This is a genomic window from Saccharothrix deserti (assembly GCF_009769385.1).
Taxonomy (GTDB): Bacteria; Actinomycetota; Actinomycetes; order Mycobacteriales; family Pseudonocardiaceae; genus Actinosynnema; species Actinosynnema deserti.
Map to the genome: position 1 here is coordinate 251,568 of NZ_VKAB01000002.1, position 15,752 is coordinate 267,319.

12 protein-coding genes are annotated in these 15,752 nt (G+C 71.2%); 2 read left to right on the forward strand and 10 right to left on the reverse strand.

Annotated features, from left to right (window positions below):
• Nucleotide 1 precedes the first annotated feature (1 nt).
• The 5 genes from FM051_RS15840 to FM051_RS15860 form a co-directional block, all read right to left on the reverse strand.
• Nucleotides 2-4,846: a DUF4082 domain-containing protein gene (locus FM051_RS15840; RefSeq protein WP_158843716.1), complete on the reverse strand. Its 4,845-nt coding sequence runs from the start codon at nucleotides 4,844-4,846 to the stop codon at nucleotides 2-4.
• 297 nt (nucleotides 4,847-5,143) lie between these two features.
• Entirely contained in the window at nucleotides 5,144-6,274 is a 1,131-nt protein-coding gene (locus FM051_RS15845; protein ID WP_158843717.1) for a DegT/DnrJ/EryC1/StrS family aminotransferase, read from the reverse strand.
• 8 nt (nucleotides 6,275-6,282) lie between these two features.
• Nucleotides 6,283-7,287, reverse strand: a complete 1,005-nt coding sequence (locus FM051_RS15850; protein ID WP_158843718.1) for an SDR family NAD(P)-dependent oxidoreductase — start codon at nucleotides 7,285-7,287, stop codon at nucleotides 6,283-6,285.
• Between the two features lie 18 nt (nucleotides 7,288-7,305).
• A complete protein-coding gene (locus tag FM051_RS15855) occupies nucleotides 7,306-8,388 on the reverse strand; it encodes a Gfo/Idh/MocA family protein (protein WP_202918853.1) in 1,083 nt (360 codons plus the stop codon).
• 14 nt (nucleotides 8,389-8,402) lie between these two features.
• Entirely contained in the window at nucleotides 8,403-9,884 is a 1,482-nt protein-coding gene (locus tag FM051_RS15860) for a sugar transferase (protein WP_158843720.1), read from the reverse strand.
• A 569-nt stretch (nucleotides 9,885-10,453) separates the two neighbouring features.
• Here FM051_RS15860 and FM051_RS15865 point away from each other — a divergent pair.
• Nucleotides 10,454-10,981: a glycine zipper family protein gene (locus FM051_RS15865; protein ID WP_158843721.1), complete on the forward strand. Its 528-nt coding sequence runs from the start codon at nucleotides 10,454-10,456 to the stop codon at nucleotides 10,979-10,981.
• Between the two features lie 22 nt (nucleotides 10,982-11,003).
• Here FM051_RS15865 and FM051_RS15870 read toward each other — a convergent pair whose 3' ends face one another.
• Complete coding sequence (locus tag FM051_RS15870) at nucleotides 11,004-11,225, reverse strand: RNA-binding S4 domain-containing protein (RefSeq protein WP_158843722.1); 222 nt, start codon at nucleotides 11,223-11,225, stop codon at nucleotides 11,004-11,006.
• A 120-nt stretch (nucleotides 11,226-11,345) separates the two neighbouring features.
• Between FM051_RS15870 and FM051_RS15875 the strand changes: the two genes are divergently transcribed.
• On the forward strand, nucleotides 11,346-12,056 hold the full coding sequence (locus FM051_RS15875; protein WP_158843723.1) for a DUF742 domain-containing protein: 711 nt from the start codon (nucleotides 11,346-11,348) through the stop codon (nucleotides 12,054-12,056).
• On the opposite strand, the gene mug is transcribed toward FM051_RS15875, so the two are convergent.
• Genes mug through FM051_RS15895 form a run of 4 tightly spaced genes read right to left on the reverse strand, consistent with a single transcriptional unit; the run spans nucleotide 12,033 to nucleotide 15,634 of the window.
• Complete coding sequence (gene mug / locus FM051_RS15880; protein ID WP_238412417.1) at nucleotides 12,033-12,551, reverse strand: G/U mismatch-specific DNA glycosylase; 519 nt, start codon at nucleotides 12,549-12,551, stop codon at nucleotides 12,033-12,035. The two genes, FM051_RS15875 and mug, sit on opposite strands and share 24 nt — an antisense overlap.
• Entirely contained in the window at nucleotides 12,548-14,347 is a 1,800-nt protein-coding gene (locus tag FM051_RS15885) for a bifunctional metallophosphatase/5'-nucleotidase (RefSeq protein ID WP_158843724.1), read from the reverse strand. Before FM051_RS15885 ends, mug begins: the two co-directional genes overlap by 4 nt.
• A gap of 28 nt (nucleotides 14,348-14,375) precedes the next feature.
• The gene (locus tag FM051_RS15890; protein ID WP_158843725.1) at nucleotides 14,376-15,068 is read right to left on the reverse strand and encodes a copper resistance CopC family protein; all 693 of its coding nucleotides are present in this window, start codon (nucleotides 15,066-15,068) and stop codon (nucleotides 14,376-14,378) included.
• Nucleotides 15,069-15,079: 11 nt separating this feature from the next.
• Nucleotides 15,080-15,634 (reverse strand): DUF5666 domain-containing protein, encoded by a 555-nt coding sequence (locus FM051_RS15895; protein ID WP_158843726.1) that lies wholly within the window; start codon nucleotides 15,632-15,634, stop codon nucleotides 15,080-15,082.
• Between the last annotated feature and the right edge of the window lie 118 nt (nucleotides 15,635-15,752).

Genomic DNA, 15,752 nt, shown 5'->3' on the forward strand with positions numbered 1-15,752 from the left:
CTCATCCGGTCGTGAACACGACGTCGACCCAGTAGTTGCTGCCCGCGTAGGACGACTCCGGGAACCCTGGACCGGACCGGTAGACGCCGTTCGAGGAGCCTTCACCGGTGGCCGGCGCGCTCAGCGGCGGGCTGGTCACCGCGTTGCCCATGAAGTACCCGGTGTCCACCGAGTACCGGCCGTTGGGCGCGGTGTAGGACGCCACGTAGCTCGTCCCGGCGGAGACCGACACCGGTGCGGCGAAGGTCAGCGTCTGCCAGCCGGTGGCCGTCTCGTTCGAGAACGTGCCGGTGGCCAGTTGCTGCCCGGACGCCGACCACAGCGTGCCGGTGTGCGTGCCGGTGTTGCCGGTGCCCTTGTAGAACTTCACGCCGGTGATGGAGCCGTTCACCGAAGGCACGAACCGGACGCCGAGCTCGTACGAGCCGGTGTCGTCGGCCGACTGCACCGTGGGCACGGTGGCCGAGCTGAACAGCGAGCACGGGCAGTCCCCGGCCGTGGTCGTGGTGAACGACCAGGTCGTCGGCGCGGTCATCAGGTTGCCGTAGACGTCGGCGATGCGCAGGCTCGCGGTGTAGGTCATACCGCCGCCCAACGCCGCCGCCGGCGTCCACGTCACCTGCTGCTGGTTGGCCGACAGCGACAGCGTGCCCGCGATCTTCGCGCCGCCGGAGTCGGCGAGCGTGAACTGGGCCGTGCTCAGGTCGACCGGCTCGTCGAACGCCGCGGTCAGCGGCGAGGTGCGGGACACCTCGCTGGCGCCGTCGAGCGGGGTGCGCCCGTTGACCACCGGCGGGGTGTTGTCGTCGTTGGGCAGGTAGACGACGTCGACCCAGTAGTTGCCGCCCGAGTAGGAGTTCGTCGGGTAGCCCGTGCCCGCGCGGTAGACGCCGTTGCCGCCGTCACCGGCCGCGGGTGCGGCGAGCGGTCCGCCGGCCACCGCGTAGCCGCTGAAGTACCCGGCGTCCACGGAGTACCGGCCGTTGGGCGCGGTGTACGACGCGGTGTAGGTGACGCCCGCCGACACGAAGACCGGGTTGGCGAAGGTCAACGTCTGCCAGCCGTTCGCGGTCTCACCCGTGAACGTGCCGGTGGCCAACTGCTGGCCGCTCGCCGACCACAGCGAGCCGGTGTGCGTGCCGGTGTTGCCCGCGCCCTTGTAGAACTTCACGCCGGTGATCCGGCCGCCCGCGGTCGGGGTGAACCGGACGCCCAGTTCGTAGGCGCCGCCGTCGTCCGCGGAGGTCACCGTGGGCACGGTCGCCGCGCTGAACAGCGTGCACGGGCAGATCACGTCCGTGCTGGTGGTGAACGACCACGTCACCGGGTCCGGCATCGGGTTGCCGTTGACGTCGGCGATCAGCACGCTCGCGGTGTAGCGCGTGTTCGGCATGAGCTTGCCGCTCGGCGTCCAGGTGACCGTCTTCTGGTCGCCGGACAGCGACACCGAGCCGGTCAGCTGCGTGCCGCGCGGGTCGGACAGCCAGATCTGCGCGCTGGCCGGGTCGACCGGCTCGCTGAACGTCGCGGTCACCGGCGTGGTGGCGACGACGTTCGTGGCGTCCACGGCCGGGGTGCGGTTCGTCAGCGACGGCGGCGTGGTGTCGCCGTTGAGGCCGTTGCGGTAGACGACGTCGACCCAGTAGTTCGTCGCGTTGTACGACGAGGTGGGGAACCCGCCGCCGCTGCCGTAGCGGTACACGCCGTTGGCGCCGTCCACGCCGTCGGCCAGCGCCCGGATGCCCGCGTAGCTCGGGCTCTGGCCGGCGAAGTAGCCGCCGGTGACCGGGTAACGCCCGTTGGGCGCGTAGTAGGACACGATGTAGGTGGTGTTCGCCTGCACGACCACCGGTGAGGCGAACGTCAGCTTCTGCCAGCCGCTGGACGTCTCGTCGGTGAACGTGCCGGTGGCCAGGAGCAGGCCGGTGGACGACCACAGCGAGCCGGTGTGCGTGCCGGTGTTGCCGGTGCCCTTGAAGAACCGGACGCCCAGCACCTCGCCCTTGCCGTTGAAGCGCACCTTGGTGCCGACCTCGATGGGCGTGGTGTCGTTCGCCGCGTACACCGCGGGCCGGGCGAAGTCGTCCCAGACCGTGCACGGGCAGGTCGCGGGCCGGGTCGCGCCGGTGGTGAACGACCAGGTCGACTGCGGCGTCTGGTTGCCCGCCGCGTCCGACACGCGCAGCGCCACCGTGTACGCGGTGTTCGACGTGAGCGCCTGGCTCGGGGTGAAGGTGACCGTCTTGTTCTCGTCGGACAGCGCCGACGAGCCGGACACCGCGCCGTTCGGGCCGGTCAGGGTGAACTGGGCGGAGCCGGGTGCGACGGCCTCGTCGTAGGTCGCGGAGATGACGGGGTTGAGCGCGACGGTGCCCTCGCCGTCGACCGGCGTGGTGGAGACCATCAGCGGCGCGCGCTGGTCGGGGCCGGGGTCCGGTGCCCACACCACGTCGACCCAGTAGTTGCTGCCCCAGTGGGACTGGGTCGGGAAGCCCGTGCTGCCGAACCGGAACAGGCCGTTGGAGCCGTCCGTGCCGTTCTTCAGGCCGGTGAGCGGTTCGAGGTAGCGCGGCTCCTGGAGGAAGTACTCCAGGTCGTACGAGTAGTGCCCGTTGGGCGCGAAGTACGACACGACGTAGGTCGTGCCCGCCGTCACCTGCACGGGCAGCGGGAAGGTCAGCGTCTGCCAGCCGTTCGCGGTCTCGTTGGTGAACGTGCCGGTGGCCAGCTGCTGGCCGGTGGACGACCACAGCGAGCCGGTGTGGGTGCCGGTGTTGCCCGGTCCCTTGTAGAACTTCACGCCGCGCACGTAGCCGTCGCCGTTCGCGCGCCACTTCACGCCCAGCTCCAGCGCCGACGCGTCACCGCTGTCCGGCACGTCCGGGGTGTTCGAGTTGGTCCACAGGCCGCACGGGCAGGTGCGCGGGTTCACGCCGGGCGTGGCCACGACGGGGTTGGACAGGTTCGCCGAGTCGTCCACGGCGCGCACGCGCAGGCTCGCCGGGCCGGACTGGCTCGGGGTGTAGGTGTAGCTCCACGCGGTCTGGCCGGCCTGCCACACCGCCGGGTGCCAGCGGGTGCCGCCGTCGGTGGACACCTCGACGCCGCCGACCTGGCCGCCGCCGTCGGTCACGGTGCCGGAGAACGTGTACGGGGTGCCGACGCTGGACAGCGGCGGCACGGTGGTGAACGCGACGGTGGGCGCCTGGCTGTCGGTGCTCGCGGTCGCCTGCGTCAGACCGGACTGCAACGTCGTCGCGCTCACGCCCATGTCGGCCAGGAAGTTGACCGTGGCCTGCTGCATCCGGACGTCGGAGGTCGGCGTGTTGCTGAGGAACGCGTGCTCGTCGTCCACGCCCCACGCCCACTGGACGGTGCCCGCGCCGAACACCAGCGACCCGCTCGGGTGCCGGTAGTAGGTGATGGCGTGGGTCTTGGTGTCCGGGGTGTAGAGGTCGCCGTGGTTCTGCAGCACGTACGCGCCCTCGGGGATGGTCACCGTCGTGCGGGACAGCTGCGCGACGCCCGGCGGCTGGAAGCCGTTGTCCTCCACCGTGTTCCACTCGTATCCCAGCGTGCCGGGCTGGAAGGTGTAGGTGGAACCGGAGGCCATGCTCTGCAGCGACGTGTGCCGCCACAGCCGCATCTTGCCGTACGCGGAAGGCACCTGCAGGGAGTCGTCCCGGCGGCCGTTGACCGTGAAGATGTTGCCCAGCAGGGCGTTCTCCGGCCGGCCACCGTCCTGCGGCGGGCTGTAGCGCGGATCACGCCACGTGCCCGTCCAGTCGTTGAGGCCGTCGTTCTGGGTGCCCTTGGTCTCCTTGTAGCAGGCGATCGTGCGCCAGTCGGTCTGGGAGGAGTCGATGCTCTTCTCCCAGCGGTGCTTCCAGAACACCTCGTTGCCGGTGAGGAACGCCAGGTGCACGCCCGCCTCGCGGGCGGCCTCCACGTTGGCGCGCTGCTCGTTCGACCAGTACTCGTCGTGGCCGACGGCCATGAACACCTTGTGGTTCTTGATCAGGTGGCCGCGCCGGGCCGAGTCGGCGTCCGTGGTGTAGCTCGTGTCGTACCCGTTGCGCTCCAGGAACCGCAGCATCGGGTACTCGGCGTTGAAGATGAAGTTGTCGTCGCCGTCACCGCCGGTGTACGGGCGGTTGTAGCTGACCTTGTACGCCTGGCCGCCCTGACCGGGGCCGTCACCGAAGTAGAGGCTGTTGTCGCCGTACCGGTTGTAGGCCACCCAGGTCGAGTCGGAGGTCTGGAACAGGATCTTCGAGGTGCTGGTGTCGTCGCGGACGACGAACACGATCTCGTTCTCCGCGCCGTTGTCGTTGCGGTGCGTGCGGGCGTAGTAGATGCCGGAGACCGCCGTGGCCGGCACGTTCCAGCCCAGCGACACCGCCCAGTTGCCGCAGTCGATGAGCGCGCTGCCGTCCGTGCCCCGCAGGCACGGCGGCTGGTTCTGCGCGCCACTGCGGGTGATCCGCTCCTGGAACCGCGCGCCGACGCCGCCGTACCAGCCGAGCCGGTAGATGTCGATGTAGTAGGACGACGCGCTGGTGAGCATCTTGAAGTCGACCCGGCCGCCGGGGTTGACGCTGATGTCCGTGGTGAATCCCAGGATGGCGTCGTCCCGGTAGGACACCTGCCAGTCGGGCGTGCCCGGTTTGGTGTTCTCGCAGGCGACCTTGTTGACCACGGGCGCGTCGCACGGCGCGGCGGCGGCCTCCGGGGCGCGCAGCAGTCCGACGACCACGATGGTCGACGCCACGAGGGCGAGCACCACCAGCAGGCGCAGCAGTGGTACCGCGAGAGCGGGTCTGGCCCGCTTCGGACCGGCGGTCATGGGGGTTCACCTTTCGAACAAAAAGCGGCCGTGACTGCGGGTGATCGCGCGCGCACTGCGTCGACTAGCGGAGTCCTGTTGCTCCGATCGTCGCCTTGAGCGCACCTTGCGTTACACCACAACGGAAGGAGGTGTACCGCCGATCGCCGTGCGGTTCCGACGGCCGATTACGCAGTAGTCGGGACGCGGCAAACCCCACCGGCGGGCGGCGGGCCCGCCGACGGGGATGTCGGTGTCCGGTTGGTATTCGGTCGGTATTCGGTTGTGCCGGCGCGCCGCGGTGTCGGCGCGCCGGTGCTAGTGCGAGGCGAGCGGCACGCGGAGCGCCGCCTTCAACTCCTCGACCACGGTGTCCTGCTCCGCGGTCGTGAGGTCGTGGTAGAGCGGGAGGATCAGCGACCGCCTGGTGAACGCCTCCGTCACCGGAAGGTCGACGTGCGGGTGATCCGCGTACGCGGGTTCCAGGTGCGCGGCCATGATCCCCCGGCGCGCCGACACCCCTCGCGCGGCGAGCCTGGCCAGCACGTCGTTGCGCTCCGACGACATGTCGTCGGGCAACATGACCCAATAGGACTGGTAGTTCGTCGTGCCGTGCTCCGGGTCGCGCACCGCGCGCAGACCGGGTACGTCGGCCAAGAGCTCGTGGTAGCGGGCCGCCAGCTCACGCCGACGCCGCACGATCGCATCCAATTTGGACAGCTGCACCAGGCCGACGGCGGCCTGGATGTCGGTCATCCGGTAGTTGAACGCGGTCTCCAGGTAGCTCTCGACGACCGCGCCGCCGCCGCTGTGCCGCTCGGCCGCGCTGACGCTCATGCCGTGCTCGCGCAGCCGCCTGCCGCGAATCGCCCACTCCTCGCGGTTCGTGGTGAGCATCCCGCCCTCACCGGTGGTGATCAGCTTGCGCGGGTGGAACGACCAGGCGGCCAGCTCGGCGTCCGCGCCGACCGGCACGCCCCGGTAGGTCGACCCGGCGGCGCACGCGGCGTCCTCCACCACCGTGACGCCGCGCGGCTCGCACAGCGTGCGCAGCGCGTCGACGTCGGCGGGCACACCGGCCTGGTGCACCAGGATGACCGCGCGGGTGCGCTCGGTCAGCACCGGTTCGACGGTGGCCGCGGACAGGTTGCCGGTCTCCGCCTCCACGTCGGCGAACACCGGCGTGGCGCCGCAGTACCGGACCGCGTTGGCGGTGGCGATGAACGACAGCGACGGCACCACGACCTCGTCACCCGGCCGCACGTCGAGCAGGTGCAGCGCGACGTGCAACGCGGTCGTGCACGACGACACCGCGACCGCGTGCAGCGCGGCGACGCGGCGGGCGAAGGCGTCCTCGAACGCGGCGACCTTCGGCCCCTGGGCGACCCAGCCGGACAGCACGGCGGCGGAGGCGGCCTCGGCCTCTTCCGCGCCCAGCCACGGCTTCATGACCGGGATCATCGGATCGCCTCGGCACCCGAGGCCGCCACCGCCGCCTGCCACCACGACACCAGGCCGCGCAGCCCGTCCACCAGACCGATCTCGGGCTTCCAGCCGAGGTCGCGGGCGGCGTTGGAGATGTCGGCGAGCCGGCGGGTGACGCCGTTGACCGCGCGCTCCGGGCCGTGCTCCAGCGGCAGGTCGGAGTCCATCGCGGACAGCAGCGCGTGCGCCAGGTCCTTGAGGCTGGTCTCGTGGGCGCTGGCGATGTTGTAGACCTCGTCGGTGACGGGCGCCTTCACGGCCAGGACGTTGGCGCGGGCGATGTCGTGCACGTGCACGAAGTCCATCGTCTGCGCGCCGTCGCCGAAGATCAGCGGCGGCTTGCCGTCGGCGATGCGCTCCATCCAGCGGATCAGCACCTCGGTGTACTTGCCGTGCGCGTCCATCCGCGGTCCGTAGACGTTGAAGTAGCGCAGCGCCACGTAGTCCAGCCCGTACATGGCGTGGAAGCTGCGCAGCATGCCCTCGTTGAACGCCTTGGCCGCGCCGTAGAACGTGTCGTTGTTGTACGGGTGGTGCCGCTCGGTGGTCGGGAACACCTCGGCCAGGCCGTAGACCGAGGCCGACGACGAGGCGACGACCTTCTTCACGCCCGCCGCCGCGGCGGCCTCGACCACCGTGAACGTGCCGTCGACCAGGCACTCCAGCGCGAGCCGCGGTTCCTCGGCGCACTGGGTGATCCGGATGGCCGCGAGGTGGAACACCAGGTCGGTGCCCTGGCTGAGTTCCGCGAGCAGCGCCCGGTCGTTGATGTCGCCCTCGACCACGGTGAGCCGGTCGCCCGCCGACGCGGTGGCGTCGGCCAGGTTCTCCCGGCGGCCGCGGACGAAGTTGTCCAGCACGACCACCTCGGCGGCTCCGGCGGCGAGCAACTGGTCCACCACCGCGGAGCCGATGGTGCCCGCCCCTCCGGTGACGAGGGCCCGTTGGCCGGTGATCGGCTGAGCCGCTTCCGACATGGTGCTTGTTCCTTCCGGTTACGCGGTGGCGAGCTCGACGGCGTCGAGCTCGTCGAGCGGGTCGGGCTGGTCGAGTCCGGCCACGGCGACGAACTCGCCGCCCGCGGCGAGGCTGGCGGAGGCGGCTTCCAGGGTGGCCAGCACGCGCAGGCCGGCCCAGCCGTCGGTGAGCGGGGCGCGCTTCTCGGTGATCGAGGCGGCGAACTCCACCATCATCCCGCGCAGCGCCTCCTTCTCCGGCAGCGCCGGTGCCACGGTGTCGCCGCGCCGGTAGGAGATGATCGCCTGGCGGCGGTCCTCGTCGTCCTCGATGCGGTCCGCGCCCCGGTCGTGCACGGACAGGCGCTGCACGGCGTTCAGGTCGTCCCACACCACCGTGCGGCGGGAGCCGCCGACGATCATGGTGCGGATCTTGGTCGGCGACAGCCAGTTCACGTGCACGTGGGCCATCACGCCGTCGGACAGCTCCAGCGTCAGGTGGCCGACGCACGCGCGGCCCGCGCCGATCGGGTCCGAGCCGTGCGCGGCGACCCGCGTGACGCGCACGCCGTCGGGCAGGATCGCGTCGAAGATCGACAGGTCGTGCGGCGCGAGGTCCCAGAACACGTCCACGTCCGGCTGCACCAGGCCGAGGTTGACCCGCACCGAGTCGAGGTACTGCACGGCGCCGATCTCGCCGCTGCGCACCAGGTGCCGCAGGTGCTGCACGGTCGGCGTGTAGACGAAGGTGTGGTCGAGCATCAGCGTGAGGCCGCGGCTCTCGGCCTCCCGGACCAGCGCGAGGCCGTCCGCGTAGTTCGCCGCCAGCGGCTTCTCCACCAGCACGTGCTTGCCCGCGCGCAACGCGGCCAGGGCGACCGGCAGGTGGGTGGCGGCCGGGGTGGCGATGGCGACCGCGTCGACCGCCGGGTCGGCGAGCACGTCGTCCAGCGAGCCGGACACCCGGACGGTCGAGTAGTCGCCCAGCACGCGCCGGGCCCGTTCCACGTCCAGGTCGCACAGGTAGCGCAGCTTCAGCCCGGGGGTCGCCTGCGCGTTGCGCACCAGGTTCGGCCCCCAGTAGCCGGCGCCGATGACGGCGATGCCGATCGGCTGGTCCATCTCGCTCCTTCTCATCAGTAGGCCCCCTGCCCGCCGAAAACAGCCCGGAAGGTCTTCCACAAGATCAACGCGTCGAGCGCGAGCGACCACTCCTCCACGTACCGGAGGTCGAGCCGCACGGACTCCTCCCACGACAGGTCGCTGCGCCCGGAGACCTGCCACAACCCGGTCAGGCCCGGCTTCACCAGCAACCGGCGGCGCATGTCCGGCCCGTACTTCGCGCTCTCCTCCGGCAGCGGCGGCCGGGGGCCGACCAGCGACATGGCGCCGGTGAGGACGTTGAACAGCTGCGGCAGCTCGTCCATCGAGTAGCGCCGCAGGAACCGGCCGACGGCGGTGACGCGGGGGTCGCGGCGCATCTTGAACAGCACGCCCGCGCCCTCGTTCACCGACTGGAGCTTGGCGCGCAGCGCGTCGGCGTTGGTGACCATGGTGCGGAACTTCAGGATGGTGAACGGCACGCCGCCCTTGCCGACGCGGCGCTGCTTGTAGAGCACCGGGCCCTTGCTGTCGACCATGATCGCCACCGCGACGGCCAGCAGCACCGGGCTCAGCAGCGCGACCAGCACGGCCGCGCCGACCTTGTCCACGGTCGCCTTGACCACGCGGCGGAAGCCGGTGAACGCCGGCTCGGTGACGCGCAGCAGCGGCATGCCCAGCACGCCGGTCACGTGCAGCCGGGGTCCGGCGAAGTCCATCAGGGCGGGCGCGACGACCATCTCGGTGCCGGTGCCCTCCAGGTCCCAGGCGAGTCGCTGGAGCCGGCGCGGCGTCCAGTAGGCGTCGGCGGTGACCGCGACGATCCGGTAGCCGCCGCGGCGGACCTGCTCGCCCAGTTCGCCGAACCGGCCGACGACCGGGACGCCTTCCAGTTCGACGCCGATCTCGGCGCGGCCGTCCACGGTGCACACGGCGTCCACGCGCCAGCCCAGGTGGGGCGCGCGGCGGGTGCGGCTGATCAGGTCGGTGACGGTGTCGACGTTGCCCGCCGCGAGCACCGGCAGCAGGCAGCGGCCCTCGCCGCGGGCGCGGTGCAGCGGGCGGCGGAGCAGGTAGCGGACCGGGAAGGCGACCAGCGCGACGGCCGGTCCGACCACGAACACCCACAGGCGGGCGCCGGGCAGTCCGGCCGCGAGCGCGCCCAGACCCAGCGCGACGACGGAGCCGAACACGCCGCGGCCCAGGCGGCGGAACTCCTCCGCGCCCTGGCCCAGCACCGCGGGGTTCCACACCCGGTTGAGGAACAGCGATCCGAGGACCACCACGACGGTGACCGCTTCCAGGGCGAACAGGGGCAGCGGTGTGAAGGAGGCGACTCGGGAGGACAGGACGATCCCGGCGAGCAGGACGACCACGACGGTGCACAGCACGTCGGCGGCGATCACGCCGTAGCGGTACGCGGGTTCCCAGCTGCCGACCGTCGGACTGGTCGTGCGGTTCGGAGCGGCGACCCCCGCGACCTGTCTGTGTCGCGTTGGTCGGACCTGGTTGCTCATCGTGGTACTCCCCGGGTTGGGCCGGTCCGGACGTGCACGTTCGCAGGGCATCCCCCGACGGGCCCGCGTGGTGTACGGCAAATGTGCTGCGGCGATTTTTTCCCTCGCCAAACATCATTCGTCCCGTCGACGGCACGCGTTACACGGACAGTGAACGTGCTGCGGACCGCCATTCCTCAGTGCGACACCTGGCCTGCACCCAGATGGATCGACAGGTGACCTCAGGTCACCACCACCGGGCCGGAAAAGGCTTACCACCCCCAGGATGGGGCGGTCCACAGTGGCCAGTGCGAGGTCGCGCGCGAGAGAGAGCACATGCATCGAATCTGGGACGGTTTCCGTTACAGCCAGTTTTCGACGCGACTCGAAACAGGTCCGGAATGCGTCCGAAAAGGGTCTAAAGACCCTAGGGCGAGTCCGCATCGTGGCGGCCTGCGATCACACATCCACAGACGGGAGCAGCTATTCGGCGCAACGACCCGGCCACTTCATGTGACCGGTCGGAGCATTTCCCACCCGACCGGACGATCAAGAGTGACCATGGCCACTTTTGGGGCCACAATGGACCGGTGGTGGTCGTGCTGATCATCGGCGGGCTGCTGGGCGCTTTCCACGGCGCGTGGGCGTGGCGCACCCGGCTGTACCCGCGCGGCCGGCGGGGGTTGGCGCTCGCCCTGCTGGACGCCACGTGGAGCCTGCCGAACACGGTCGCGGGCGCGGTGTTGCTGGCGTACGCGCTGGCGCGGGGCAACCGGGTGGACGCGGCGTTCAGCAGGCACCGGGGCACGCTCGGGCTGCGCGACGGCGTGATCAAGGGCTTCGCCACCACGGTCGGGCCGGTGCAGGCCGGGATCGCGATGGGCGTGGACGACCACGAGGCCGTGCACGTGTTCCAGGCGCGGCTCTTCGGCCCGCTGTACCTGCCGTTGGTGGTGGTGAACTGGGTCGTCGCGACCGTGCTGCCGTACTGGCTGCTCTACCACGACCGGGTGGCGGCGCCGATCGACGGCGTGACGGCCTACTTCCGGCGAGGCGTCTACCCGCACTGCTGGCACGAGGAGTGGGCGTACCGCCGCCAGGGCTCGCCGCCGCTGTGAGCGCTGACGGCGGCCTGGAGCGCTAACGGCCGGCCACCAGGCGGGCCTTCTCGTCGCCGACGGCGACCACGTCGCCGTCGTGCAACTGGGCGCCGCGCCGCGTCTCCAGCCGGCCGTTCACCGTCACCTCGTCGGATTCGACCAGCTCACGGGCGTGCGCGCCGTTGTCCGCCAGACCAGCCAGCTTCAGGAACTGACCCAACCTGATCATGTCGTCGGAGATCTCGACCTCGCGGATGCGCATCGCAACATCATCCCTCAGAGCCGCACACGCGTCCTCACGTGCAGCCGTTAACGAGGATTGCACGGACTTGAAACATGCTTGACATCAGCCGAACGTGGTTCGGTCTACCGTTCCCGGAATGTGAGCACAGCCAGCTCGGACCCGGAGTCCACCGGCGGCGGAGATCGCAAGCGCCGTCGCTCCCTGCGTGGTGAGGTCGGTACCACCGGTGCCCGGTTCGGCTCGCCGGCGCTGCGCCGCAGCCTCGGGGACGAGCCGGCCGAGGAGCCGAAGCCGGTCAGACGGCGGCGCTCGCTGCGCGGGGAGATCGGTGCCACGGGCGCCCGGTTCGGCTCGGCCGCGCTGCGCCGCAGCCTGGAGGAGCAGCAGCAGGACGAGGCCCCGCTGGAGGAGACGGCACCGTTCGAGGGGCCCTACGACTACGTAGAGCCGCCGCCCGTGCCGTTCAACCGCCGGCCGGAACCCGAACCCGAGCCGGCCGTCGAGGAGTTCTCCGGCCCCTTGGTCCGCCCCTACGCGTGGACCGGTGGCCGCACGTCCGCCAGCTACGACCTGCGGTTGGAGACGCTGGTCTCGCTGGAGGAGAACGGCATCGCGATCGCCATGCGCGACACGACCGCCGAGCAGCGGTCGATCGTGGAGATGTGCGCCAACCCCCGGTCGGTCGCCGAGGTCTCCGCGCTGCTCTCGGTGCCGCTGGGCGTGGTCCGGGTGCTGCTCAGCGACCTCATCACGATGGGCATCGTCGTGGTGCACCACAACGCCGCCGCGCCAGGCGGCCCGGACCTCACGCTGCTGGAACGAGTGTTAGCCGGCCTGCGCAACCTCTGACCGCAGCCGCCCGAACACCTCGACCAGGTCGGGCAGCTGGTAGTGCGCGTTGAGGCCGCTCGGGTTCGGCAGCACCCACAGCCGCGACGACGCGATCAGCTCGTCCTGCGGGCCGATCCGCGCCGCCTTGCGCTCGAACGCGGTCCGGTACGCCGTCACGCCCACGACCGCCACCACCTTGGGCCGGTGCCGCCGGGCGAGCTCGGTCAGCCTCTCCCCGCCGGCCCGCAGCTCCTCGCGCGACAGCTCCTCGGCCCGCGCGGTCGGCCGGGCGACCAGGTTCGTGATGCCCAGCCCGTATTCGAGCAGCTCCTCCTGCTCGGCGGGCGTCAGCAGTCGCGGCGTGAAACCGGAGAGGTGCAGTGCGGGCCAGAAACGGTTGCCCGGCCTCGCGAAGTGCTGTCCCTTGGCGGCGGACAGCAGGCCGGGGTTGATGCCGCAGAACAGCACGTCCAACCCCGGCCCGACGATGTCCGGCAGCACCGGCGACGTCACCCCACGACCACCGGGACGCCGTCGACGACCAGCCGCCAGTCGGTGCGGTGGAACGCGGCCGGGTCGATCTCGCCGCGCGCCTGCACCCACTCGATGATCAGCTGCCGGATCTCCAGCTGCCGGTTGTGCAGCACCGGCGCGGCGGCGATGTGCGGGAAGTTGCCGCCGCCGGACTGCCGGTAGTTGTTGACCGCCACCGCGAACGCCTGGTCCGCCGTCACCGCCACGCCGTCGTAGGCGAGCCCGGTGATCCGCTGCCCGACCGGCCGGGCCAGGTCGATGTCGTAGGTCAGCGGCGCGTCCAGACCGGCCGCCACGTCGTACAGGTAGTCCGGCGTGCCGCCCGCGTTGGTCAGCGCGTCCGGCTGGTGCGGTCCGGGCGTGGTCACCGCCTTGAAGTAGCTCGCGGACCGCTCCAGGTAGTCCTTGAGCTGCGCGCCGGTGAGCCGCACGCCGAACAGGGTGTTGTCGAAGATGTAGAGCCCGGCCACGTCGCGCACCGACACGTCGCCCGCCGGGATCGCGGCGGCCTTGTTGAACGGCGAGGCGAGCGACAGCACCGGCAGCGCCTCGGTCAGGTTCGCCCTCAGCGTCTCGCCCTGCACCTGGTTGACGAAGTCCAGCGCGGCGGTGTCCTCGTAGCGGGCGGTCGCGGCGGACATCGCGGACTTCGACGTGCCGATCCTGGAGTTGACGTAGGCCACCACCTTGTCGTGGTCGGCGCGCAGCCTCCGGACGATCGCCGGGTCCTCGGGCACGGTGTTGGTGTTGAGCACCTGCGAGCGGGACGCCTCGGCGCGCCAGCCCTGCCCCGGCGTCCACGCCAGGTCGAACTCCATCAGGCTCAGCCGCTTGCCCCAGAACAGCGGCTCGGTCAGCAGCACCTGCTTCCCGGTGGCCTTGTTGGTGACGAACCGCTGCGCGATCTCGGTGTGCGCGTGGCCGACCAGGATCGCGTCGATGCCCGGCACCTCCTCGGCCACCAGCGCCGAGCAGTTCTCCGGGAACGGCACCAGGTCGCCCAGCGACGACGACAGGTCCGCGCCGGAGTGCGCGGCGATCACCACGAGGTCCGCGCCCGCCCGCCTGACCTTCGGCACCCACTCGCGGGCCTGCTCCAGCACGCCGGGGAACGACATCCGGCCGTCCACGTGCGCCTTGTCCCAGATCGCGATGCCCGGGTTGGTCAGGCCGAGGATGCCGACCCGCAGCGGGGCCGCGCCGGTGCGCCACACCGTCTTGATCACGTACGGCCGGAACGCCGGTTCACCGGTGGCCGCGTCCACCGCGTTCGCGGCCAGCAGCGGGAAGTCCAGCTGCTTCTCGAACGCGCGCAGCAGGGGGATGCCGTAGTTGAACTCGTGGTTGCCGAGCGCGGCGGCGTCGTAGCCGAGTTCGTTCATCGCGGCGGCCATCGGGTGCACCTGGCGGCGGCCGATGGGCTCGATCTTGGCGTAGTAGTAGGCCAGCGGTGTGCCCTGGATGGTGTCGCCCGCGTCGACGAGCAGGGTGCGGTGCGCGCCGCGTTCCTGGCGGACGGCCTTGACCAGGGTGGACAGCTTCGCCAGGCCGACGTCGTTGTGCGCGGAGTCGTCGAACTCCCGGTCGGCGAAGTAGTCCCAGTTGAAGACGTTGCCGTGCAGGTCCGTGGTGCCGAGGACGGTGAGCGTGAACCGCCGTCCCCCGGTCCGGTCGTCCGGGGCGGCGTGGGCCGCCGTGCGGAAGCCGGCAGCGGCGAGCACACCCGCGGCGCCGCCCGCGAGCAGGGCGCGGCGGTGCAGAGGAGATCCGGTCATGGGCGGGACCGTAACCGTTGACCGTTGACTACTCGGCCGGCTTCTCGGCACCCCCGGTGCCCTCGGTGTCCGCGCTGTCGCCGGAGTCCGACCCGCTCGCGCGCCTGCCCAGGCCGACGATGACCGTGACGGCGGCCAGCGACAGCACCGCCGCGATGAGGATCCACACCCACAGCGGCAGGCCGCCGTCGTCGTCCACGCTCCCCGTGGCGGCCGGGGTGGACGGCGCGGTGATCTCGAGGGTGATCGTGGCCACGGAGGCGGTGCTCGAACCAGTGGTGGGGGCCGCGTCCGCGGACGTCACGGCCGGCGCGGTGGGCGTCGGCGTGGCGGCCGGTGGCTGCTGTGCCACGGGCGGCGCGGTCAGCGTGAAGGCGAACGTGCCGTTGACGAAGTCGCCGTCCAGGGCCTCGACCGTCCAGGCCACCGTGTACCGACCGGCCGGCGACCCGCTCTCCCGCATCGGGACGGTCAACGTCGCCCCTTGGGCGGCCACCTCGCCCAACGGCCAGGCGCTGCCGTCGGGGCCGGTGACGGTGACCGCGGCGCTCTCGGCGGGCACCGGTTCGGTGAACGTCAGCGTGAGCTGCGTGGGCCGTTGCGGCACCGAGGCCCCGTTCGCCGGGTCGCTCGAGATCAACTCGGTGTGGGCGAGCGCCTGGGGCGCCGCCCCGAACAGGGCCAGGGTCGCCAGCAGTGCCGAGAGCGCCAGTCGGGTCATACCGGATAGTTCTACCGGGTCGGCGGCGTGCCCTGCCCATTACCCGGAGGCTGGCCGTTGCCCATCTGCGGCCCGCCGCGCTGCATGTTGCCTTCCATGATGGTGTCCACGGTGGATTCGCCGCCGTCTTCGGCCGCAGAGGCGATGATCGTCACGGTGTCGCCGGTCGCGATGTCGTCCAGGGCGCCCTGACCGCCGTTGACCTGCGTGTCGTCGTCGATCTTGTAGGTCTTGCCGTAGCCGTCGGCGCTCTTGACCGTGATGGAGGAGTCGCTGACCTCGGTGACCTCGCCGTTCTGGAACTCGCCGTGCTGGGTGTCCCCGAACGGGCTCCTGATCGTCATGCCCGGTCCGCCCATCATGCCGTAACCCCGCGGGCCGCCCATGCCCGACTGGGCGGCTTCGGAGTTGCTCGCGGCGTAGATGACACCGCCGCCCGCGCCGGCGATGCCCACGGCGATCGCGATCGCGACGAGGGTCTTGCGGCCGTTCCAGCCGGATCCGGGAGCGGTGGCCTGCGGCGGCTCTTCACCCCAGGTCGGGTGCTGCTCGGTTTCGGTAGTCATGGCGACCACGGTCTCGGGGAAGTCTGTGAACGGGCTGTGCGGTCGTTGGGCGGTGCCTGTGCGTGTGGCGTGTGCGTGTGGCCGGTCGTGCGCCCGGACCCGGCGGTCCGCTTCACAG